The organism is Nostoc sp. NMS8, from assembly GCF_017115045.1.
In the GTDB taxonomy this organism is placed as follows: domain Bacteria; phylum Cyanobacteriota; class Cyanobacteriia; order Cyanobacteriales; family Nostocaceae; genus Nostoc.
Genome location: NZ_JABXKK010000090.1, coordinates 13,215 through 34,758 on the forward strand (window position 1 = coordinate 13,215; position 21,544 = coordinate 34,758).

The 21,544-nt window shown below is 40.3% G+C and carries 18 protein-coding genes; 11 read left to right on the forward strand and 7 right to left on the reverse strand.

The annotated features are described in order from the left end of the window. Positions 1 to 55: 55 nt before the first annotated feature. Positions 56 to 631 carry a hypothetical protein gene (locus tag HWQ39_RS18805; protein WP_292848213.1) on the reverse strand — a complete coding sequence of 192 codons (576 nt, stop codon included), beginning with the start codon at positions 629 to 631 and terminating at the stop codon, positions 56 to 58. 480 nt (positions 632 to 1,111) lie between these two features. On the opposite strand from HWQ39_RS18805, the gene HWQ39_RS18810 reads away from it, so the two are divergent. The 4 genes from HWQ39_RS18810 to HWQ39_RS18825 all read left to right on the forward strand — a co-directional run bounded on the left by HWQ39_RS18810 (position 1,112) and on the right by HWQ39_RS18825 (position 8,473). After that, on the forward strand, positions 1,112 to 3,100 hold the full coding sequence (locus tag HWQ39_RS18810; protein ID WP_292848216.1) for a S8 family serine peptidase: 1,989 nt from the start codon (positions 1,112 to 1,114) through the stop codon (positions 3,098 to 3,100). 603 nt (positions 3,101 to 3,703) lie between these two features. Continuing rightward, positions 3,704 to 6,283, forward strand: coding sequence for a GAF domain-containing protein (locus tag HWQ39_RS18815; RefSeq protein ID WP_292848219.1), 2,580 nt, complete (start codon positions 3,704 to 3,706; stop codon positions 6,281 to 6,283). A gap of 162 nt (positions 6,284 to 6,445) precedes the next feature. After that, positions 6,446 to 6,904 (forward strand): DUF4363 domain-containing protein, encoded by a 459-nt coding sequence (locus HWQ39_RS18820; protein ID WP_292848222.1) that lies wholly within the window; start codon positions 6,446 to 6,448, stop codon positions 6,902 to 6,904. A gap of 360 nt (positions 6,905 to 7,264) precedes the next feature. Continuing rightward, positions 7,265 to 8,473 (forward strand): NupC/NupG family nucleoside CNT transporter, encoded by a 1,209-nt coding sequence (locus HWQ39_RS18825; protein WP_292848225.1) that lies wholly within the window; start codon positions 7,265 to 7,267, stop codon positions 8,471 to 8,473. 112 nt (positions 8,474 to 8,585) lie between these two features. Here HWQ39_RS18825 and HWQ39_RS18830 read toward each other — a convergent pair whose 3' ends face one another. The 3 genes from HWQ39_RS18830 to HWQ39_RS18840 form a co-directional block, all read right to left on the reverse strand. After that, a complete protein-coding gene (locus tag HWQ39_RS18830; RefSeq protein ID WP_292848228.1) occupies positions 8,586 to 9,131 on the reverse strand; it encodes an RNA 2'-phosphotransferase in 546 nt (181 codons plus the stop codon). Positions 9,132 to 9,206: 75 nt separating this feature from the next. Continuing rightward, entirely contained in the window at positions 9,207 to 10,523 is a 1,317-nt protein-coding gene (locus HWQ39_RS18835; protein ID WP_292848231.1) for an amino acid permease, read from the reverse strand. Positions 10,524 to 10,738: 215 nt separating this feature from the next. Next, entirely contained in the window at positions 10,739 to 11,713 is a 975-nt protein-coding gene (locus tag HWQ39_RS18840) for a threo-3-hydroxy-L-aspartate ammonia-lyase (protein WP_292848234.1), read from the reverse strand. A gap of 206 nt (positions 11,714 to 11,919) precedes the next feature. Between HWQ39_RS18840 and HWQ39_RS18845 the strand changes: the two genes are divergently transcribed. The 5 genes from HWQ39_RS18845 (at position 11,920) to HWQ39_RS18865 (ending at position 16,900) form a co-directional block, all read left to right on the forward strand. Next, positions 11,920 to 12,732: an SDR family oxidoreductase gene (locus HWQ39_RS18845; protein ID WP_292848237.1), complete on the forward strand. Its 813-nt coding sequence runs from the start codon at positions 11,920 to 11,922 to the stop codon at positions 12,730 to 12,732. A gap of 295 nt (positions 12,733 to 13,027) precedes the next feature. Further along, positions 13,028 to 13,498: a tellurite resistance TerB family protein gene (locus tag HWQ39_RS18850; protein WP_292848240.1), complete on the forward strand. Its 471-nt coding sequence runs from the start codon at positions 13,028 to 13,030 to the stop codon at positions 13,496 to 13,498. Positions 13,499 to 13,560: 62 nt separating this feature from the next. Next, on the forward strand, positions 13,561 to 15,024 hold the full coding sequence (gene dacB, locus HWQ39_RS18855; RefSeq protein WP_292848243.1) for a D-alanyl-D-alanine carboxypeptidase/D-alanyl-D-alanine-endopeptidase: 1,464 nt from the start codon (positions 13,561 to 13,563) through the stop codon (positions 15,022 to 15,024). 29 nt (positions 15,025 to 15,053) lie between these two features. Further along, positions 15,054 to 15,956, forward strand: a complete 903-nt coding sequence (locus HWQ39_RS18860; RefSeq protein ID WP_292848246.1) for an LD-carboxypeptidase — start codon at positions 15,054 to 15,056, stop codon at positions 15,954 to 15,956. A gap of 140 nt (positions 15,957 to 16,096) precedes the next feature. Beyond that, positions 16,097 to 16,900: an FkbM family methyltransferase gene (locus HWQ39_RS18865; protein ID WP_292848249.1), complete on the forward strand. Its 804-nt coding sequence runs from the start codon at positions 16,097 to 16,099 to the stop codon at positions 16,898 to 16,900. Positions 16,901 to 17,076: 176 nt separating this feature from the next. Here HWQ39_RS18865 and HWQ39_RS18870 read toward each other — a convergent pair whose 3' ends face one another. The 3 genes from HWQ39_RS18870 to HWQ39_RS18880 all read right to left on the reverse strand — a co-directional run bounded on the left by HWQ39_RS18870 (position 17,077) and on the right by HWQ39_RS18880 (position 19,162). Beyond that, the gene (locus HWQ39_RS18870) at positions 17,077 to 17,820 is read right to left on the reverse strand and encodes a bifunctional 2-polyprenyl-6-hydroxyphenol methylase/3-demethylubiquinol 3-O-methyltransferase UbiG (protein ID WP_292848252.1); all 744 of its coding nucleotides are present in this window, start codon (positions 17,818 to 17,820) and stop codon (positions 17,077 to 17,079) included. A 369-nt stretch (positions 17,821 to 18,189) separates the two neighbouring features. Beyond that, positions 18,190 to 18,900: a class I SAM-dependent methyltransferase gene (locus HWQ39_RS18875; RefSeq protein ID WP_292848255.1), complete on the reverse strand. Its 711-nt coding sequence runs from the start codon at positions 18,898 to 18,900 to the stop codon at positions 18,190 to 18,192. Next, positions 18,875 to 19,162: a hypothetical protein gene (locus tag HWQ39_RS18880; protein WP_292848258.1), complete on the reverse strand. Its 288-nt coding sequence runs from the start codon at positions 19,160 to 19,162 to the stop codon at positions 18,875 to 18,877. Before HWQ39_RS18880 ends, HWQ39_RS18875 begins: the two co-directional genes overlap by 26 nt. Before the next feature lie 365 nt (positions 19,163 to 19,527). On the opposite strand from HWQ39_RS18880, the gene HWQ39_RS18885 reads away from it, so the two are divergent. Then, the gene (locus tag HWQ39_RS18885) at positions 19,528 to 20,187 is read left to right on the forward strand and encodes a glycosyltransferase family A protein (protein WP_292848261.1); all 660 of its coding nucleotides are present in this window, start codon (positions 19,528 to 19,530) and stop codon (positions 20,185 to 20,187) included. Positions 20,188 to 20,373: 186 nt separating this feature from the next. Next, positions 20,374 to 21,540 carry a glycosyltransferase gene (locus HWQ39_RS18890; RefSeq protein ID WP_292848264.1) on the forward strand — a complete coding sequence of 389 codons (1,167 nt, stop codon included), beginning with the start codon at positions 20,374 to 20,376 and terminating at the stop codon, positions 21,538 to 21,540. Positions 21,541 to 21,544 lie beyond the last annotated feature (4 nt).

Sequence of the window (21,544 nt, forward strand, 5' to 3'; positions counted from 1 at the left end):
GATATTTTAATAATTTTCAAAACCCTTACCAGATGTATAGTTTGTAATTTATAATTTATCTCCAACCTCTTTCCATAAGCATTTGAGGTTCGACATTCTCAACATTCGCGATCGCTTCTAACTGCGAAATTCCAGCGATCGCATCAACAATATTACCTGATTTGGCACGCAACCAAGCGGCATGAGGCGCATAAGAAAGGCTTTGTGCTATTTCATAACCCGCTTGATTAATAACCTCGCGCTGCGACTCCACATCAACGCCTTCAGCAAAGCGAATAAAAACCAGTCCAGTTGGTACTGCTAAGGAAGCATTTGCTTCTAGTGTATAAATTGGACTTAATATACCCTTTGCTGATTGATTGGGTTCGCCTGAAAAAACTGCGTAGGCGTAGCCCGTCGTAGACATCGCACCGTTATTAAGTTGTAAAATAGCTCCTGCTGGCACGGCGTTGAGCTGATTGTAATGTATTGCATAGTATCCAGACTTACGAGTGTAGGATACAGCAGTGCGACCGCTACCAACGCGAATTTGTTGGGGATACTCAGAAAAAGAGTCTTTTTGCAATCTCACTTCAGCACTCAGGGGTAGAGAGTAAACCTGTAAAAAATACTCAGCTGGAAAATAAAACATTTTTCTCAAGTTCTAATGATGTTATAGCGTTTTTCAGTGGTATGGAATAGATTTTTTTCATCGTGACGTACAGTTCGCCCCTACTGGTAGTGAAGATTCTTAAAGCAACCTGATTTTGAATCTCCTTTTTTCTGGAAAAACGAATCGAAGACTTGTATGAACTTAGATAGATTAAATTTTGTATCGTAATACACATATAACACATGAAATAAGAAACATCCATAAACTAAACAGCATCTCACTATGTATGCAGCAGTCTTTCAAATTAAGGCATAATACGGTTTCCCCATGACCCTTGGGAGTAATGGGTAATGAGTAATGAGTGAAATTCCCCATTCAGGGCTGGGAAAGAAGCAAGGGAGCAGGGGGCAGGGAGAAAGGGAGAGGAGAAAAGTTTTCCCCTCTGCCCCCCGCACCCCGCCCCTCTGCCTCTTTTCAATTCCCAATTCCCAATTTTCAAAACATTTAGGAGATTAAACAATGGTTCAGGTTCGCTATGGTGGACAGAACGGCCAACAGTATGAATTTGCGATCAGCAACGAACATGTTGTAGTACGTACTGAAAGCCGCAGCACTATTGTGGGTGCAAGATCCTTTGAAGTCGCACCTGTATCACCCATAGCTCGTAGTATCCTCAATCAATTTGAGTTAACAACACGGTTTCGGCAAGCGGGTGTAGAAATTTTGCAAGCAAAAGTTCCGAATCAAGGTGTTGCTTTGCGCGATCACGCCCGTGAAATTCTCAACAATGAATCTGAAGTCCAATTTGCCGGACGTGTCCTAATCGATCCAATATCTCAACAACCTGTAGTTTACACTGAAAACCTTTTTGTTAAATTTGACAGCGAAGAAGAGTCAAGGGTCTGCCAAGAGGTTTTAAGACGTTACAGCTTAACAATTAAACGCCAACTTGAATACGCACGAAATGCTTATTTTGTCAGTGCGCCTGCAAATACTGGTATGGCCGTCTTTGACATCGCCGAGAGACTTCTGAATGAGGAATCAGTGGAACTGTGCCATCCTGAACTAGCGCGTGAATCACGCCAACGTCAGGTTTTCCCGCAGCAGTGGCACTTAAAGCAAACAACAATTAATGGTCAGATAATCAACGCCCACGCCAACGTTGAAGCAGCTTGGAAGTTGAGCGATGGTACAGGGACAATTATTGCAATTATCGACGACGGTGTGGATCTCGATCACGAAGAGTTCCGTTCCTCTGGCAAGATTGTTGCCCCGCGTGATGTCACACGTAAAACGAATAATCCTAGACCGGGAAACGATAATAACCACGGGACATCCTGTGCCGGCGTAGCTTGTGGAAACGGCAACTTTGGGGCATCTGGTGTAGCACCAGGCGCAAAACTGATGCCGATTCGTTTAGCTTCGGCGTTGGGTTCACAAGATGAAGCAGATGCTTTTATTTGGGCGGCTCAAAATGGTGCTGATGTGATTTCTTGTAGTTGGGGGCCAGCGGACGGTACTTGGTTTGAGCCAGACGATCCTGTACACAAGCAAAAAGTACCTCTGCCTGATTCCACACGACTTGCTATAGACTTTGCAATCAATAAGGGGCGCAACGGCAAGGGTTGTGTAGTTTTATTCGCTGCTGGCAATGGTAATGAAAGCGTGGATAACGACGGCTACGCCAGCTACCAAAAGGTGATTGCGGTGGCAGCTTGTAATGACTATGGTAAGAGAAGCGCTTATAGTGACTTTGGTCAAGCGGTCTGGTGCGCCTTCCCCAGCAACAATGGTGATAGTTCTCAAACCTCTGGAATTTGGACGACCGATCGCTCTGGTGTACTTGGTTATAATTCGGGTAATCAGAATCTAGGTGACGCCGCAGGCAACTACACAAATGAATTTGGCGGAACTTCCAGCGCTTGTCCGGGTGCTGCGGGTGTTGCAGCCTTAATTCTTGCCAGAAACCCAAATCTGCGTTGGGATGAAGTGCGAGATATTTTTAAACGTTCTAGCGATCGCATTGACTCTACTGGAGGTAAATATGATGCCAATGGTCGCAGCCCTTTCTACGGTTACGGTCGAATCAATGCTCTCAAAGCTGTAGAGTTGGCCAAACCTGCTCAAACATCGCCCATTAGCATATTTAAAGCAGTCCAAGATATTCCAATTAATGACTTACAAGTATCAACATTATCGTTGGCGATCGCTAATACCACCCTTCTGAAATCCATCAAAATTCTAGTAGACATCGAGCATACTTATATTGGGGATCTTATAGTTACTCTCCTTCCCCCAGTGCAAATCGGCATACTGCCAATAGTTCTGCATGATCGCCAGGGTGGAGCTACAGATAATATCAAAACGACTTATGATGAGGTAAACACCCCTAAACTTGCTGCTTTCAAAGGTAAAAGTCCTCAAGGAACCTGGACTCTAGAAGTTGCAGATAAAGCTAACGCAGATATAGGAAAGATTCGCAGCTTGACCATTGAAATTGGATTTTAGGTGTTGCTGAATCCAGGTATGAACTTGGATGTAGAGACGTTGCATTGCAACGTCTCTACAAGGATTTTGAAATAACATAAAATTATTTTTCATACCGCAATCAGCAACGCCCGTTTGTGTTACAGCTATTTTCAGGTAAATAGACCACCTGGTAGGGACACAGCAATGCTGTGGCCTTATGACAGATGTACTTCAAATACATGAAAAATGCTGTAATGATAACGTGAGTTCGATAAACCTCTCCCTGCCTTGAACTAAGTTCAAGTCTGTCCCTCTCCGAGTCGGAGAGGGACGGTTTTGCATAGTAAAACCAGGGAGAGGTCTTTTTTACGGCTAATTAGATGGACACTATATGATTCGTCGAACTCACGTTAATGATAATTGTCAGATGGATAGAGCGATCGCAATTTGATTGTTAACTAGCCCGTTAACCAGACCTGATTTTTTCAGATTAAAAGCAACAAAAGCGTTATGGGACATGATGTAGAAGATTATTACCTCAAAATACTTCTAAAAGCCAGTTCTTGTTTAAGAAGTTTTGTGTAGAATTTGGTGGTGAGGTTATTTGCTTAATTCTCACTTGCCGCACTCCAGGTTTGATTTATGAGTCAGTCTTTTTCTCAAAACCAAGCAAGGCGAAATCGTCAACAAAGGCTATGGCAGCAAAAATGGAGTTTAAAGACTAAAGCAATATTGTGGGCACTCAGTATTAGTGTCCTGCCTGTGGTTGCAATTGGAACAACTATTTACTACTACGGCATTAATTTAATTAGCAAACAAATTCCGCAAGTTAGACTTGAGAGTGTCAAAAGTTCAACAGAAATTGAACTTGCCCTACAAAGACAACTATCACTCTTGTTGACTGGTATGGGGGTTACAGCAATTTTAGCTGGTGCGATCGCTGTTTTTGTGACAAATCGAGTTATTAGTCGAGTTAGCAACGCTGCTGCAATTTCTAACAATATCAAAAATCGGCTACGTCCAGACAGTGAGTTTACTCAAGTTTTTATCGCTAGCCAAGATGAATTAGTAATGTTAGAGAGAAACATCACCTTATTCACAGACCTGCTTTCGGTTTTAATGCAAGAGAAAGAAGCCGAAGCGGATTACTCCCAACTATTAATCAAAATTACCCACTGGGTGCGAGAATCATTCAATAAGGAAGATGTTCTCAAAACTACTTCAGAAGAAATTCGTAAAGCTTTAAACATCGATCGCGTAAGCATCTTTTGCTTCAACTCTAACTGTAATGGAACCTTTATCACCGAATCAGTGATACCTGGTTTACCGAAAATATTAGGTGTTAAAGTCTCTGACCCTGGATTCGAGGTAGGGTATATCGAAAAATACCAGAATGCTTGTATCCGTTCTATTGATGATATCTATCAAGCCGACCTTAGCGATAGTGATATTGAATTACTTGAGCAATTTGCGGTCAAATCTACTTTAGTCGCACCTATTCTCAAAGGCAAACGGCTATTTGGTTTATTGATTGCACATCAGTGTTCTCGACTGCGATTTTGGCAACAATCTGAGATTGATTTGTTTGCTCAGATAGCCATGCAGGTCGGATTTGCCCTTGACTACGCCAAGCTTCTACAACAGGTTGATACCAAAGCCGATAAAGCTCAGGTATTTATAGAAATTACCCGCAGCATTCGCCAATCGCTCAACGAAGAAGATGTCCTCAAAACGACAGTAGAAGAGGTTCGTAAAGAACTGAGTACTGACCGAGTGCTAGTTTATAGCTTTAACCCTAATTGGTCTGGAATTATAATTGCTGAATCAGTGGTTCCAGGTTATCCCAAAGTTTTGCGGTCTGAAATTCAAGACTTATGTTTCGGTCAGGGTTATGTAGAAAAGTATCAGTCTGGTCGCGTTCTCGCCACAAACAACATTTATGAAGCTGGTTTGGCTGATTGTCATATTAGCTTGCTCGAATCCTTTGCTGTAAAAGCAAATTTGGTCGCACCCATCCTCAAAGATGAACAACTATTTGGCTTATTAATTGCACATCAATGCTCCAGACCCCGTAATTGGCAACAATCTGAGATTGATTTATTTGCCCAAATAGCGATGCAAGTTGGATTTGCTCTCGACCATGCCAGACTCATGCAACGCATCGAGGCAGAAGGTGTGCAAAGTCAATTGCTAGCGGATACTATCGGCAGCATTCGCCAATCGCTCAACGAAGAGGATGTCCTCAAAATCACAGTAGAAGAGGTTCGTAAAGCTCTAAGTACTGACCGAGTGATGGTGTATAGCTTTGATAGTAATTGGTCTGGAACTGTAATTGCCGAATCAGTTGTTCTCACCTACCCAAAAGTTTTACGAGCTGAAATCCAAGATCCATGTTTCGGTCAAGGCTATGTAGAAGAGTATCAGTCTGGTCGCGTTCTCGCAATAAACAACATTTATGAAGCCGGTTTGGCTGATTGTCACATTAACTTGCTCGAATCCTTTGGTGTGAAAGCAAATTTAGTCGCTCCCATTATTAAAGATGAACAGCTATTTGGCTTGTTAATTGCACATCAGTGTTCCAGACCTCGTGATTGGCAACAATCTGAAATTGATTTATTTGGCCAGATAGCAATGCAAGTGGGATTTGCTCTTAACCACGCCAGGTTGCTACAACGAGTCGAAGCTGAAAGGATGCGAAGTCAGTTACTAGTAGATATTATTCGTAGCATTCGCCAATCACTCAAAGAAGAAGATGTCATTAAAACTACAGTGGAAGAGGTTCGCAAAGCACTGAGTACTGACCGAGTGCTGGTTTATAGCTTTTACGCTAATTCGTTCGGAATTATAATTGCCGAATCAGTGGTGCCAGGTTATCCCAAAGTTTTGCGGTCTAAAATCCATGACCCCTGCTTCACTCAAGGCTATGTAGAAAAATACCAGTCTGGCCGCGTTGTCGCCATCAACAACATTTATGAGTCTGCCTTGGCTGATTGTCACGTTAAATTGCTCGAATCCTTTAGTGTCAAAGCAAATTTAGTCGCACCAATTATCAAAGATGAGCAGCTATTTGGCTTGTTAATTGCACATCAGTGTTCTGAATCCCGTGATTGGTTACAACCTGAGATTGATTTATTTGCTCAGATAGCCATGCAGGTAGGATTTACTCTCGATCATGCGAGGCTGCTACAAGCGTATCAAGCTGCTGAAGCTAACTCCAATTAATAGGTTTGTGGGGAAAACCCATCATTTAACAGTTCACTTTTGGGAACTTCCTCACGAAATCTATGAACGTTTCATAGTAGTTCTCCGGTCATTAGAAACTAGATAGTCATTGCTACAAGGCTATACTAGTTTATAAAAACGAGTTTTAATGAGGAGTTTATAATGAATCGTTTTAATCCACTACTGATAGTTGCTCTAATTAGTATGATGGCTTTAGTTGGATGCAACAATGGAGAACAATCTTCTACTACACAGACACCACCAGCTGGAACTTCTGCCTCCCAAACAGCAGCTAGTCCCACCCCAACAAGCACCCCAACAGCTACCACTCCCGCTGCAACAAGTGAGTTTCAAGGTCTACAGGGTGTTGTTACCAACACTAAGGCGGCAGTTAATGGGGGAAATTTTAGCAAAGCTAAAGGGGAATTTGAGAAATTTGAGGATTTCTGGTCAAAGGTTGAGGATGGAGTCAAAGTTAAGTCTCCCACTACATACAAAGAAATTGAAGATAAAGCCGATGAGATCAAGGCAGGACTTAAAGCTTCTACACCAAATAAACAGCAAGTGTTAACAGCCTTAGAGGTTCTTAACAAGGACATTACTAGTGTTGCTAAACCTTAAGAGCCAAACTTCGATCGAGGTCAGTTGGAGTTAACGTTAGTGCTACCAACTGTAAACCTTGAAAATGGGCAAAAACAAGACTTTAACTCATCTCCCGGCTTGAAGCCGGGGGGAATTGAAGTAAGTAAGGGCACAGCATTGCTCATTTCCTGTTCACATTGATTGTTCCCATAAATACAAGTGTGCTTAAGGTTTTAGAAGACAAATTTGTAAGAAAATATAAATCTGCTAAATGTGCGATCGCTAAATTCTTATTTACACATCAAAACTCTAGTAATTGACTAAAAAGCCACAAAAAAAGGCGTATTTTGTGTATGCTCTTTGACTAAGTGCCTTAGCGATACCTTTCCGGGAGTAAACATGGAACGCGCTATCTCTGCGTTGGGAATTTTAGTTTTTATCGGTATATCCTACGCCTTTTCTATTAATCGTCGTGCGGTGCGTTGGCGAATCGTGGCATGGGGTTTGGGATTGGAGTTTGTGTTTGCGATAGTGATTATTAAAACTCCTTGGGGTCTAAATATATTTAAATCTCTCGGAGATATTGTCAGCCAATTTTTAGCATTTTCTGATGTCGGTGCCAAATTTGTCTTTGGAGAAAATTTTAAGGATCATTTCTTTGCCTTCCAAGTGCTGCCCACAATTATCTTTTTCTCTGCCTTCATCAGCGTCTTGTATTACTACGGCATTTTACAGCGAGTTGTAAATGTGATGGCGTGGGTAATGATGAAGACAATGAAAACATCAGGTTCAGAATCTTTATCCTGTGCAGCTAACATCTTTTTGGGGCCAACAGAATCGGCGCTGATGGTTAAACCTTATATAGCAAATATGACGCAATCGGAACTCCATGCCGTAATGACGGGTGGTTTTGCGACAATTGCCGCTGGAGTCTTAGGGGCATATCTTTCCTTTGGCATACCAGCAGAACACTTGATTGCTGCTTTCTTTATGACTGCTCCCACTTCGTTGGTGGTATCAAAATTACTTTATCCAGAAACAGAAGTATCAGAAACGGTTGGTAAAGCTAGAGCGGATGTAAAAACCAATTATGTAAATGTAATTGATGCTACTACTACTGGAGCAATTGACGGCGTGAAGCTAGCAGTTAACGTTGGGGTAATGATTATCGCCTTTTTGGGATTATTGGCTGCCCTCAATGCCTTGCTGGGATGGTTAGGGTCATTTGTGGGTTTACAGCAACTCTCATTACAGTGGATTTTGTCTTTTATTATGGCTCCCGTGGCGTGGCTGATGGGTGTACCTTGGGCTGATTGTCGGCAAGTTGGGGCTTTATTGGGTACAAAAACAATTTTGAATGAGTTTATTGCTTTTTTGGATTTAAAGGCACTAATTGAAAGTGGTAAAATTTCGCAACGCGCAGTAATTATTGCGACTTATGCATTATGTAATTTTGCAAATATCGGTTCAATTGGCATTACCATTGGCGGCATTACAGGGATAGCACCTAATCGCCAACATGACTTAGCTCGTATGGGTGTAAGGTCAATGATTGGCGGATTGTTAGCAGGCTTTATCACCGCTTGTATTGCTGGGATATTGATTTGAAGTGGGGACTGGGAATTGGGGACTGAGGATTGAGGACTCGGAAGATTTGAATATTTAAATGGGGATTCACATCCCAAGCAAATCTTACTCATGAATTTCCCCAATCCCCACTTCAAATTTTTTGTAGATAGTCAGGTGGTACATTCTCAACTAACCAAACACCATTAGCAGAACAATAGAAGATGTAACCTGCCTGATGCATTGCCGCAGTATTTACAGCAAAAACCACTGGTTTTCCATGTCTTGCACCAACAGTTTTTGCTGTTTCAATATCCTTTGATAAATGAACATGATGCCGCGACATTTTGGAAAGTCCTGTTTGCAGAATTGACTCTACAGATTTGTGTCCCGTGCCGTGATAAAGTTCATCTGGAGGAACAACAGCTTCTAAGTGTAAATCGACTTTTACACTATGTCCTTGGTTAGCACGAATCAGATTACCTGTAGCATCAAAAGAAAAGCGTTGTTTATCACTGGATTCAACTACCACCTGTAATTCTTGACGGGTGAGCGGAAATTTGTTTTTAGCACAAGCGGTAAGTAGTTCATCAACATCAACCCAACCACCAGGAGCCAGTTTAATTCCAATTGCATCCGGTGTGTGTCGCAAATATTTGCTCAGATATTTGCTGATTTTAACGAGGCGAGAATCACTCATTTAATTGTGTCTGACACTTATACTACAATTACATACTTTTATATTACATCGAAATTTTCATTGGGACTGCCTCCTTCAATGATGGTAAATTGACAGAATTTGTCTTCCTATCATGGCTAATGCCACTCCAATCATCATAATGAGCATCACCTTTCCCCCAGGAACAAGTGGTTGATTTATGCTATCTGAGTTTTCTTGTTCTTGACGTTGCTTCCAACTCATTAACGCCGGAATAATTCCACCTAGAACTGAGATACTAAATGTTCCAGTGTAATCTAGGGCAGTAAAAAAGATGCTGGGGTTGAGCGTTCCCAGAGTCATAGGAGGGAAAAGAACCAGCGAATAGAGGGGTAAGCGGCTAGCAAATCCACCCTTTGCAGAGAAAAAAATATCTTTGAACAAATCCAGCAATCCGTACACAAATCCAATGAATGATGTGACGATCGCAAACTCTGAAAAAATGGATACTAGTACTCCTAACCATTGTCCTGCACCACCAGATCGGAGAATTTGCAGTGGATCAAAAACAGTTATCCGGTCAGATGTTCCTTGTAGCATATCAGGACTGACACTTCCTAAAATTACGGCATTCCACGCCAAGAACATAATTAAAGGAATCACAGAACCAATCAAGATGGACTGACGAATTTTGCAGGCATCTCCTTCAAGTTGCGTCACAACTAGCGGCACAACGTTTTGAAAAAACAGCGCTACAGACATCACTGAAATAGCACTACCAAGGGCACTCCAATCCTGAAATAACAGTTGGGTAGTCTGAATGTGCCTTCCTCCTAAAAATAATAGTCCCAAGAAGGAAACGATGACAATTCCGACAAAGGCGCTGTTTAATTTCTCAATAAACTTTTCTCGCCCAAGATACATAATGCCACCAAATAAGAGCGTGAAAGTCGTTGTACCTACCCACATCGGCAATATCTGCACACCCCAGACTTTTGCCGCCGCAACTCTTAAAATCTCTCCACCTTGAGTGATGTATGCCACTAAGAGAGCATAATGCATGAATAAATATGCGCCTCCGGTAATTCGCGCTCCCAACTTACCAAGGATATTTTCCACAACTCCCAAAAAACCGATATTCAAACGCCCTTGTGTTCGCATCGTGTTTAAGGTAACTTCTGCAATTAATAACCCTGAAAATAAAGCGTAGAACCAAACAGCAATTAATCCAGATGTGGATGGCACAATACCAGATGGCAAGGTAACGGCTGGTAGAGCGAGAATCCCCGCCCCAACGGTGGTTCCTGCGATCAACGCAGTACTTCCCAATACACTACCTGGTTGATGATTGAGTTTTTTTCCATCAAATTCGAGATGAGAAAACAACCGAGTGACTTCCTCTGAATCTTTGAGAACAGTCTTTACGGGAACCATACTGAATATCTGTACTTAAACCAAACCAACAATATTAACATGGGGAAATATTCTTCGCAAAAACCCTGATGTTCTTCTGAGCCTGGACAGGGTGCAGAGTTTATTATTCAAATTCCCTGTTGGCAAAAGCGGGTAATCTAGTTTTGTAGAGGCGACTAGAAGTCGCGGCTACACAGGCAAAACCCGCCTCGCGGGTTGGAAACGTTAATTTTCGGTTAGTCTGCGTCAGAAAACAATTTACCAACTTGCGCCAAATCTACATTCCCACCGCTGATGATGACACCAATTTTCGCCTCTGATGCTGTCACCACATTTTCGAGTAAGGCGGCGGCGGCGAGGACTCCAGTAGGTTCAACGACAATTTTTAGACGTTCCCACAAGAAAAACATGGTGCGAAGAATCGCTTCTTCCGATACCGTCACCATATCATCGACATAGTGCAGCACTAGGGGGAAAGTAATTTGACCAAGGCTAGGAGTCCGCGCACCATCGGCGATGGTATTAGAATTTTTGACAGTTTGTAGGGTTTTGGTGTGGAAGGATCTAGTAGCATCGTCGGCAAGGGCTGGTTCTACACCGATTACTTTACAATTGGGTAAAAGTGCTTTGGCTGCGATCGCACTTCCTGAAAGTAATCCACCACCACCACAACAAACTAATAGTAAGTCCAACTCACCAACTTCTTGAATCAGTTCTAAAGCAGCTGTACCTTGTCCAGCGACGACATGAGGATGATCGTAAGGGGGAATCAGTGTCAAAGAGCGCTCATCTGCTAAATTTTGGGCTAATTCTTCTCGGTTTGTTTCTTGGCGATTGTATAAAATTATCTCTGCACCATAACCACGAGTGGCAGTTTGTTTGACAGTGGGTGCATCATCAGGCATGACAATAGTAGTAGGAATATTGAGTAATTTTCCAGCTAAAGCGATCGCTTGACCATGATTTCCTGATGAATAGGTGATAACGCCTGTTTGTTTTTGTGCTATTGATAGTTGGGCTAGGGCATTGTATGCACCTCTAAATTTGAATGATCCTGTGCGTTGAAAATTTTCGCACTTAAAAAATATCTGGCTATTGGTGCGATCGTTAACGATTCTAGAAGTCAGTACAGGTGTGCGGTGGGCAATCCCCAAAATTCGCTCTTGTGCTGCTTGCACGTCAGTTATAGTAACAGAATTATGCTGTGGCATTGATAATAATATTAAATACTTTTGCTCTTGTTGATATGGATACAGATTTTTATATTTGCGTTTAATATGCTTGATCGAAGCATATTAAATTTCAGGTGGATAGCATCATTTATTGTCCTCATAAAACTAGTTACAGGAAACATTATATATGCTGTAACTAGTTTTATAAAGCTTAAATTAATTATCACCTTACTCCTTTTGGCAACATGAATAAAACATCCGAAATTCGGCAAAAAAAAACTGCTCTCATTACGGGAGCGGCTAGTGGAATAGGTTATCAATTAACTCAGATTTTTGCTCGTCATAGTTATAATCTTGTGCTAATAGATAAAAATGAACAAAAACTTAATGAAATTATAGATGAATTTCCGCAAAAATTTGGCATTTTTGTCAAAATTTTTGCCAAGGATTTATCTATAACAACATCGCCAGAAGAAATTTTTACAGAACTACAGCAAGCATCGATCAAGATTGATGTGCTAGTTAACAATGCTGGCTTTGGTACTTATGGAGAATTTACCGAAACAGACCTCAACACTGAACTGAAAATGCTACAGGTAAATATCGTCAGTCTAACTCATTTAACTAAGTTATTCCTGAAGGATATGGTCGAGCAAAACTATGGAAAAATATTGAATGTGGCCTCAGCAGCGGCTTTTCAACCAGGGCCTCTCATGGCAGTTTATTTCGCCACTAAAGCCTATGTCTTATCATTTTCAGAAGCGATCGCTAATGAATTAGAGGGCACTGGTGTTAGCGTGACTGTTCTTTGTCCAGGGCCAACAGCATCGGAATTCCAGCAAACTGCTGCAATGGAAAATTCCAAGATTGCTAGCGTTAAGAGAATGATGGATACGGCAACCGTCGCGAAAATTGCTTATCGAAGCTTAATGACAAATAAAACCGTTGTCGTTCCTGGTATGAGAAATAAGATATTGAGTGAAAGTGTCAGATTTACACCCAGAAATTTAGTCACAAAGGTTGTCAGAAGTATGCACGAACTTAAAAAAAATCGCTAGTTCCATCGGGAGCATCCCAATTTTGCCAGATGTGGGGACTAGGAAGAGTTTTCTTCTTGTGCGAACACTGCGCGAACAAAATTTGGGTAGTGGTCTGAATCCCTGAACAATTTTCCCAGTTCCTTTTTCAACCGTTTTTATACGTAGAGAAATATATTTTCTACGTATTTTTTATGAAAAAAAGATTTATTCCAATGTATATTTCCGCATTTTTTTGGGAATCCTAGATTGAGGAAGCATTAAAAACCACAAAGTATGACTTCCTGACATATCACGTAACTTTTAGAGGATAATTATGTCTCAACGCAAGTTGCCCAAAGGCCGTAGTGTTAGTTCAGTTGCTCTAGAACCAGAAGTTGCGATCGCAGTTATTGGACTTTTTTCCGCAGCTGCCGATGGTGAAGGTATTTCTTCAACCGAAGAATATGCTTTAAGTGAATTTCTCAGTCGGGTTAGCTTATTTGAAGATTATTCTGACGATGACTTTGAAGAATTAACCGAAAAAGTCGTCAGCTTAATTGAAGAAGAAGATCCAGAAGATTTAATCGCCCAATCCATCGAATCCTTACCCAATAGAGGTTATCGCGAAGCTGCATATATCACAGCAATCTTAGTAGTAGGGATTGATGAAGAAGTACCCGAAAGTGAACAAGATTATGTCTCTGAGCTTCAGGAAGCCTTAAAGATTTCAGATGAACGCGCACAAGAACTTATAGACGGAGTATTCGGGGAAGACGAAGACGAAGATGAAGATGAAGATGAATAAGAGTATTAATTTACTCCCGTCCAACTAAGGTATTATCATCAAGTAGTTTTAATAACTATCTGATGACTAGGAAAATTTCTCTTAGCTTGATGCTGCTGTTTCTGGGTACTCAAATTGGTGTTACCCAGCCAGCAGCTAAAGCACAAACCCCAGTTGCACCAGCAACTACCACAAAATCAATTTGCTCTACCCAACTGGGAACAGCCATAGATACTGTAATCAATCGTCCCTTATTTAGTCGGGTGCGTTGGGGAATTTTGGTACAACCCCTGTCAACCGGACAAACTCTTTACAGTCGAGATGCCGAGAAGTATTTTACTCCCGCGTCTAATCTGAAATTGCTGACAACAGCAGCAGCATTACAAACATTGGGTGCTAATTTTCGGATTCGCACCTCTATTTATCAGAATGGTAATGGTGTTTTAAGTGTTGTTGGTAGAGGAGATCCTAGCTTAAGTGATACTCAACTACAAGCATTAGCACAGCAGCTAAAACAGAAAGGTATTACCAAAATTCAGCGATTGATCGCTGATGATAGTTATATTCAAGGCGATATTGTTAACCCCACTTGGCAATGGGAAGATGTGCAGTCAGACTATGGCACACCAGTCAGCAGCTTTATTCTCAATCAAAATATTTTTAGTTTAAAACTTGTACCACAGGCTGTAGGTAAATCTTTGCAAGTCGTGTGGATTGATCCTGGCGAGGCGAAACAATGGCGGATAATTAATCAGTCAGTAACCGCTGCCCAAAATCAACCAAGCTACGTTAATGTTACTCGCGAATTATCAGGAACAACATTACGAATTCAGGGACAACTGACAACGAATTCTGAACCATCTTTAATAGATTTGCCTGTAGTTGATCCTAATTATTACTTCTTACGACGCTTCCGTAGTGCTTTGGCAACAGAAAAAATTACTTTGGGACAAACATTAGTAGTAAGTGGTGGTGTTCATCAAGAGGAAATAGCATTCGTAGAGTCGCCACCTTTATCTGAATTATTAATGGAAACTCTTCAGAATAGTAATAATCTTTATGCTGAAGCACTCCTGAGAGCATTAGCTGTGAAAAAACCCAGAGTTAAAAATCAGACTAGTGCTGATGTCGGTTTGGAGGTTGTCAAAGCCAGTTTAACTAAATTGGGAGTTGATCCAGCAAATTATATTTTAGTGGATGGTTCGGGTTTGTCCCGTCGCAATTTAGTGACACCAGAAGCTTTCGTACAAATTTTGCGGGCGATCGCAAAAACACCAACTGCATATATCTATCGTACATCTTTACCCGTAGCAGGTAAAAGTGGAACTCTCAAGGGCCGCTTTCAAGATACACCTGCTGAGGGTATTGTGCAAGCAAAAACAGGTACGTTAAATGGTGTCGTTTCTCTATCTGGATACATAAATGCACCAAAGTATGAGCCGCTGGTTTTTAGTATTATCGTCAATCAGTCGGATCAGTCTGCAACAGTTATACGCCAGGCAATTGATGAAGTTGTTGTGTTGTTAACACAATTGCATCACTGTTAATATGATACTTTTCACTTTTAAATTTTTTCATGCCAGCCAAAATTTTACCACCGCCCTTGAAACCTGGAGACTTACTACGAGTAATTGCCCCTAGTGGTGCTTTGCGAGAATTTGAGGCATTTGAACGGAGTCTAGAAATTTGGCGATCGCGCGGTTATCAATTACAAGTCAGTCCCCAGGTAGATGACAAATGGGGTTATTTAGCAGGAACAGATGAAACCCGTCGTCACCAACTAGCGGCAGCATGGCAAGATCCTGATTGTCGTGGTATCCTTTGTGCCAGAGGCGGTTTTGGTAGCACTCGCATCTTAGAAAATTGGAATTGGTCAAACTCAGGGCTTCCCAAATGGCTCATCGGCTTTTCTGATATCACCGCTTTATTATGGAGCCTTTATACAGCAGGTATTTCCGGCGTTCACGGCCCGGTAATGACGACTTTGCCAGATGAAACAGATTGTTCAATTGAGCGATTATTTGATTGGTTAGAAAGTAGTTCTTTCACCCCTCTCAAAGGTTGCGGCTGGGGTGGTGGCGTAGTTACTGGCACTTTATTACCAGGTAATCTCACGGTGGCTACTCACCTTTTGGGTACACCAATCCTGCCAAATCTAAATGGTGTAATTCTGGCGTTGGAAGATGTTACAGAAGCACCTTATCGCATTGATAGGATGCTGACACAGTGGCGTTTGAGTGGTGCTTTATCTCAAGTCTGCGGTATTGCTTTGGGTGGTTTTACTCGCTGTGAAGCGCCACCAACTATATCTAGTTTTAGTGTAGAAGAAGTATTGCGCGATCGCTTAGGTGATTTGGGGATTCCTGTTGTCTCCGATTTACCTTTTGGCCATGATAGTCCCAATGCAGCCTTACCGGTGGGTGTAGAGGTAACTTTAGATGGGGATGCGGGAATATTAGCGATCGCGCATCCACATTAAGTTAAAATCAGATCCGCTGAATTAAAGAAAATGAGTGTATCAAAAGTTCCTTTTGGTAGCATTTCTATATAAAAACTATAGATAGTGTAAAATATTACATGTTTGAACGCTTGTATGATTATTCAAGGGAAACGTGATTGATGGATAAAAACTTAATAATTGATGTCGGCGTTCACACAGGTGAAGATACAGAATTTTACTTAAAAAAAGGCTTTCAGGTTGTTGGTATTGAGGCTCATCCTAAGCTTTACGAAGCTACAAAAAAGCGACTGAATTTATACATAGAAAAGGGTCAACTTACCCTCCTAAATATTGCTATATCACCGAAAGATGAGCCAGTCACATTTTACGCCAACTTGGAGAGAAGCTTTTGGGGTACAACTTCACCAGATTGGGCTATTCGGAACAAAAGCTCTTTTGATGCGCCTTCTATTGAGATAACTGTAGAAGGGCGCAGATTTGAAAGAATTTTGGAGGAGTTTGGCATTCCCTACTATCTCAAAGTAGATATTGAAGGTGCTGATTTATTATGTATACAAGCATTACGGCAGTTTAATACTAAACCACAGTTCTTATCTATAGAATCAACCAAGACTTTTTGGAAAGAACTGCTGGAAGAATTTGCGCTATTAAAAGAACTTGGTTATCATAAATTCAAAGCCATCAGTCAAGGGCACGTACCTAAACAAATCTGCCCTTCACCAGCACGAGAAGGTCAATATATCCCACATCAGTTTCAATATGGCGCTAGCGGACTTTTTGGTGAAGAAACCCCAGGTAATTGGCTTTCTGAAAATGAAGTAATCAAAGTCTACAAAGGCATTTTTTGGACTTATAAAATAATCGGAGTGAATGGGATTATTTATCGGTTCCCCATAGGGAAAATATTCCTAGACAAGCTTAAAATCCAGGAACCTTGGTATGATACTCATGTTAGTTTATGAACCCACTATTTTATCCTGACATGTAAAAACTACTGTGGGGCTTGAGTTAGAGGATGTTTGAAAAGCATTAGGCGAATAGAATTCGCTACTACACAAACCAAGTCCACCTCCGTGTAAAGCGTGAAAAATCAAGGGTTTTGTCTCGTGTAGCCGCGATTTCTAATCGCCTCTTAAACTCAATCCCATTTCCGGTAGCAACGAGCTGTACAGTAATAAGGGTGAAAAACTTCTAAGAATTTGCTCTGAATCGTCCTGTAGAAAGTCTCTACTACTTGAGGATCATCAATGTGAAAAGGATAATCTTGATTAAAGCCTTTAAAGAAATACCAATTCAAGATTGTTTTACCAGTAGGTGTCAGCGCTTGATAAAACTTTAGTAACTGTTGAGTGGGGTCTGACAAATGTTCTAAAACATCAAAAGAAATGATAGTATCAAAAGTCTCTTTTTCCGGCATTTCTAAGTAAAAACTCATTTTGTGGCTCAAACCCATCTGTTCAGCTCGATAACGCACAAAATCATAATGAATAGGATTAAGATCGCAATAGATTACTTGCTCAACCTGTGGACAAAGGGCAGCATTAAGTGCATGAGTCCCAATCCCGCCACCAAAATCTAACACCCGACCTTGAGCATGATCTACAATCAAATGTAACGTGTTTTCAATATTTTGACTTTGTTCTAGATGCCAAGCTCCCAACTCAAATAAATAAACTTCTCCCACTTGTTCGCGATAAAAGTCTGTTGCTTTTTCCCAATCAAAATCTTTATGGCCTAACTCGGCCATTTCTTCTTGTCCTGTTGCTAATCTTTTTTCTAGTGTTTCTGAATCTAAATGCAAAAATTCCTGTAGATGCTGTTTTAAGTTAAATGAATTTTGCCAATAATCGCTTAAGAAAGCTGGAGCGGGATGCTTAACCATGAATTTAATTAACTATTATCATTAACTCAATATTCTATATCTTAAACTGAATCAATCTTTTATACTTACTTTTTTTCAAAAATCTAAGTTTTAATAATTTATGCAATCTGGAAACAATAATTCTCGCATAAAACATATAATTAGGTGATTTATTAAAGGCAATTGCCCCTAATACAACACGGTGTAAATAAACCACCTATTCTCAATCAATGAAACGCTTACATTGTATTCATTTTGAATTTTCAATCCCGCCTTGCGGTACTAATGAGCTTTGCTATAATTAGAAGTATTTACAGGTTAGAAACAGAGGCGATCACATGGTTATAATTGTATTCAGTCATAACCTACAATTTGCACTCAAAAGTTGAACTATTTCTGTATCACCACCAGATAATCACGTTCCAGATAAAAGTTATTTCCATCTGGCGTAGACTCTTTAATCACAGTCATCTGTGCCTTTTCTATGAGCCACTTAATTGCTTCTGGTGAAGTTGGATAATACAAATTTTCACTATCTGCTTTGCTGCAAAACCTTGTCCAACCATTGGGTGTGGTTATACTGCTAGTATGAATAAAAGCTCTCCCACCCTCTTTGAGTATTTTATAAATACTGTTTAAATATTTCCAAATTGTTGGTATATCCAAATGTACAAAAACATCGAAAGAATATATGAAATCAAATGTTTCACTCAACCCGGCTTCAAATTCAGAGTTTTCCATTAAATGAAACTCTACCTGATGATAGTGTCCAATCCTTTCTTTTGCCTTATCTAGCATTGCTGGTGCTACATCAAAACAGTATAGCTTTTCGACATTTTCAACTACTTTAGCTGCAATTCTAGCACCACCAACACCTATCTCTGCAACTGTGCTGTTTTTAGTTAAAAATGGGAAAATATATTCACAAATAATTTCTTCCACATCTTCTGCTGTCCCCCATTCATCACCTAAATAACTTATGGAAGAATCTTTTTCAGGCTGTGCAATTTGATCGTTAGGAATTTGAAAATTATATTTACTCCACTGTTGAGCATACTCGTTCCAGAAGTTTCTATTAATTTCCAAATTTGATGGCTGCATTGATAAATACTGTAGATGGATAACAGGTAGTAATAGTACCACAGTTGAGAGAGCCAGAGCAAATTTCAATCTTAGCGATAGGTTGCCAAATGCGATTAATCAGCAGGTATAGCGGTTCTTGTTCAAATAAGGTACGCCCGTAGGGGCAATTCATGTAGACGCGTTCGCGTTCGCGGAGCGTGTCGCAGACAAGCCTCTCCAAGAGTTGCGACTTCCCGCAGGATATTACCCCTACACCTTGTGATAAAATTTCGTACCGCATTTGAGTGGGAACCGCTGCACTTGTAATTGTATAGACACGCCCACTAATCTAGGCTATAGTCCCGAAAGGAAAAATAAGGAAAATGCCATCTTTAGGACAATAATGTTTAAGTAGTGTTTTTTGAAGTCTGCAAAATTGCCTCAGGGAGTCAAGCAGTATAGTATAAATGGTAAAATTTACTTACCTTTACTGTACAGCAAGTATTGTACGATGCCTTCTCTACGAGACGCTCCGTGAATGGTGGGTGTAGCTATCCCTTAGTGAATAAATGAATAAATCACAAATAGCATTATTATTTGGTTGTGATGCTGGATTGTTAGTGTGAACAATTTTCAACTAGTTACAAATTGAACATCTAAACTCTTATGAGTCCTATTGTCTTTGACTTCAGTCTCGAAATTTCAGTTATACTTTGTACCTACAACCGAGAAAAATATTTGAATACTTGCATCAATAGTGTCCTTGAGCAAACTTTTAAAGATTGGGAACTGTTGGTAGTTGATGATGGTAGCCAAGATAATACTTTTGAAATTGTCAATCCATATTTGCAAAAATTTAATAATATACGTTACTTAAAACACCAAAATAAAAAATTAGGGTACTCTAAAAACGCCGGAATTCAAGCTTCCTTTGGCAAATACATCACATTTATTGATAGCGATGATACATATAAAACCAATCATCTGGAGTCGCGACTTAGATACATGCATGCTAATCCAGAAATTGACTTGATAGAAGGAGGATTTTTTTCTGAAGAAGAGATTTTTGTCGCCGATTATTTTCAACCAGGTAAAATCATTAATTTACGCGAATGTGTTTTAGGCCCGACATTTTTTGGTAAGAGGCGAGTATTTTTTGAATTGCAGGGATTTAATAATATTCCCTATGGAGAAGATACGGACTTTTGGAAACGAGCAGAAAAAATTTTCAAAACTCAAAAAGTTACAGAACCGCAAACCTACGTTTATACAAGAGCAGAAACGAGCATTACCAAGGATGTTTTGGAACAGCGCTCATTCACCTAAAAACTTGAATTCGGTTTATCGAACAGAATTCAGGAGTCAGAATTTAGAATGGGCTAAACCCCCGCTAGTCTTAGAGAATTCATTCTGTAAGACTAGCGGATAGCGAGTATTTTCGAGTCGCGTCTTGATTGTGACTACTGAATTCTTCTTCGACTCAATCCACTCAGTATAACGCTACCTGCAACTATGCATATTTGTCATATAGTTTTGAATAACATTGGTGGAGCGCCAAAAGTTGCTGATTCGCTAATTTCTTCTCAGTCCAAAGCTGGCTACGAAGTTTCTACTGTGGTGCTTACTGTTTTAGAGTCACAATGGATAGTATCTTTTAAAGCAGCCAAAACTGTGATTGTGATGAAAGTTGCAGGTACTCTATTTATTATTGGGGGAATGATACATCAAATATGGGTAGCAATAAGATTAAGCAGGGTGATTGCTGAACAAAAACCGGATATTATTGTTTGTCATACTGCATTTATTACTAAACTCTTTTATTTATCTAAATTTATTCCTGGCAGTTTCTCTGTTCCCTACATTAGCTATATTCACAGCGATTATATTTCTGAATCATACGTTGAACGTAAAACAAACCTCCTTAGCGCATTGATTCAAAACTTATTTATCAGTCTTGTTAGCAGAATCGATATGCTTGCGCTTCAGCAAGCTAGTGGATTAATATTTGTTTGTAATTCTCTCTATCAAAGATTCGTAAATATTGGGTTAAAGCATCATCGAATTGTGATATCATATAATCCAGCTATAGATGATATTAGTAACCAACCTCTTCATCTTACAGCCAAATCTTGGTTGAACAATTCGCAGTTGATTACCTTTGTATGTGCTTCTAGATTTCATCATCAAAAAGACCACAAAACCTTACTCAAAGCATTTGCTAAAGTTAGTGAAAATCACTTAAATATTCGGCTAATTTTGTTAGGGGAAGGTGATTTAGAGACAGAGATACAAGCTCTAGCAAAATTTTTAGATATTGACGAGATTGTGCTATTTGTCGGTTCTGTTCTCAATCCTAGAGCTTATTTCTCACTCTCTAGAGCAGTTATACTTGCTTCCCATTTTGAAGGCTTACCACTGGTTCTTGTAGAAGCTGTAGCTAGTGGGGTAACATTTATTGCCACTGATTGCCCAGTTGGCCCACGTGAGATTTCTGAAGTACTTAAATGTGGAACAATAATACCACCAAGTAATGTAGATGCGTTAGCAGCAGCCATTATTGACCATGTAAAAACTCCTCAGGAGAAGATTGAACGCTCTGAGGAAATTGCACAATTATTTAGTGCGGCTAGCTGTGCTGAAAGATTAGAAGTTTTGATAGAACAAGTTATTTCAGAATGAGTAT

Bases quoted from the DNA above. Each gene is read 5' to 3' on its own strand.
- HWQ39_RS18805 (WP_292848213.1), bottom strand. From the start codon at position 631: ATGTTTTATTTTCCAGCTGAGTATTTTTTACAGGTTTACTCTCTACCC.
- HWQ39_RS18810 (WP_292848216.1), top strand. From the start codon at position 1,112: ATGGTTCAGGTTCGCTATGGTGGACAGAACGGCCAACAGTATGAATTT.
- HWQ39_RS18815 (WP_292848219.1), top strand. From the start codon at position 3,704: ATGAGTCAGTCTTTTTCTCAAAACCAAGCAAGGCGAAATCGTCAACAA.
- HWQ39_RS18820 (WP_292848222.1), top strand. From the start codon at position 6,446: ATGAATCGTTTTAATCCACTACTGATAGTTGCTCTAATTAGTATGATG.
- HWQ39_RS18825 (WP_292848225.1), top strand. From the start codon at position 7,265: ATGGAACGCGCTATCTCTGCGTTGGGAATTTTAGTTTTTATCGGTATA.
- HWQ39_RS18830 (WP_292848228.1), bottom strand. From the start codon at position 9,131: ATGAGTGATTCTCGCCTCGTTAAAATCAGCAAATATCTGAGCAAATAT.
- HWQ39_RS18835 (WP_292848231.1), bottom strand. From the start codon at position 10,523: ATGGTTCCCGTAAAGACTGTTCTCAAAGATTCAGAGGAAGTCACTCGG.
- HWQ39_RS18840 (WP_292848234.1), bottom strand. From the start codon at position 11,713: ATGCCACAGCATAATTCTGTTACTATAACTGACGTGCAAGCAGCACAA.
- HWQ39_RS18845 (WP_292848237.1), top strand. From the start codon at position 11,920: ATGAATAAAACATCCGAAATTCGGCAAAAAAAAACTGCTCTCATTACG.
- HWQ39_RS18850 (WP_292848240.1), top strand. From the start codon at position 13,028: ATGTCTCAACGCAAGTTGCCCAAAGGCCGTAGTGTTAGTTCAGTTGCT.
- dacB (WP_292848243.1), top strand. From the start codon at position 13,561: ATGACTAGGAAAATTTCTCTTAGCTTGATGCTGCTGTTTCTGGGTACT.
- HWQ39_RS18860 (WP_292848246.1), top strand. From the start codon at position 15,054: ATGCCAGCCAAAATTTTACCACCGCCCTTGAAACCTGGAGACTTACTA.
- HWQ39_RS18865 (WP_292848249.1), top strand. From the start codon at position 16,097: ATGGATAAAAACTTAATAATTGATGTCGGCGTTCACACAGGTGAAGAT.
- HWQ39_RS18870 (WP_292848252.1), bottom strand. From the start codon at position 17,820: ATGGTTAAGCATCCCGCTCCAGCTTTCTTAAGCGATTATTGGCAAAAT.
- HWQ39_RS18875 (WP_292848255.1), bottom strand. From the start codon at position 18,900: ATGCAGCCATCAAATTTGGAAATTAATAGAAACTTCTGGAACGAGTAT.
- HWQ39_RS18880 (WP_292848258.1), bottom strand. From the start codon at position 19,162: ATGCGGTACGAAATTTTATCACAAGGTGTAGGGGTAATATCCTGCGGG.
- HWQ39_RS18885 (WP_292848261.1), top strand. From the start codon at position 19,528: ATGAGTCCTATTGTCTTTGACTTCAGTCTCGAAATTTCAGTTATACTT.
- HWQ39_RS18890 (WP_292848264.1), top strand. From the start codon at position 20,374: ATGCATATTTGTCATATAGTTTTGAATAACATTGGTGGAGCGCCAAAA.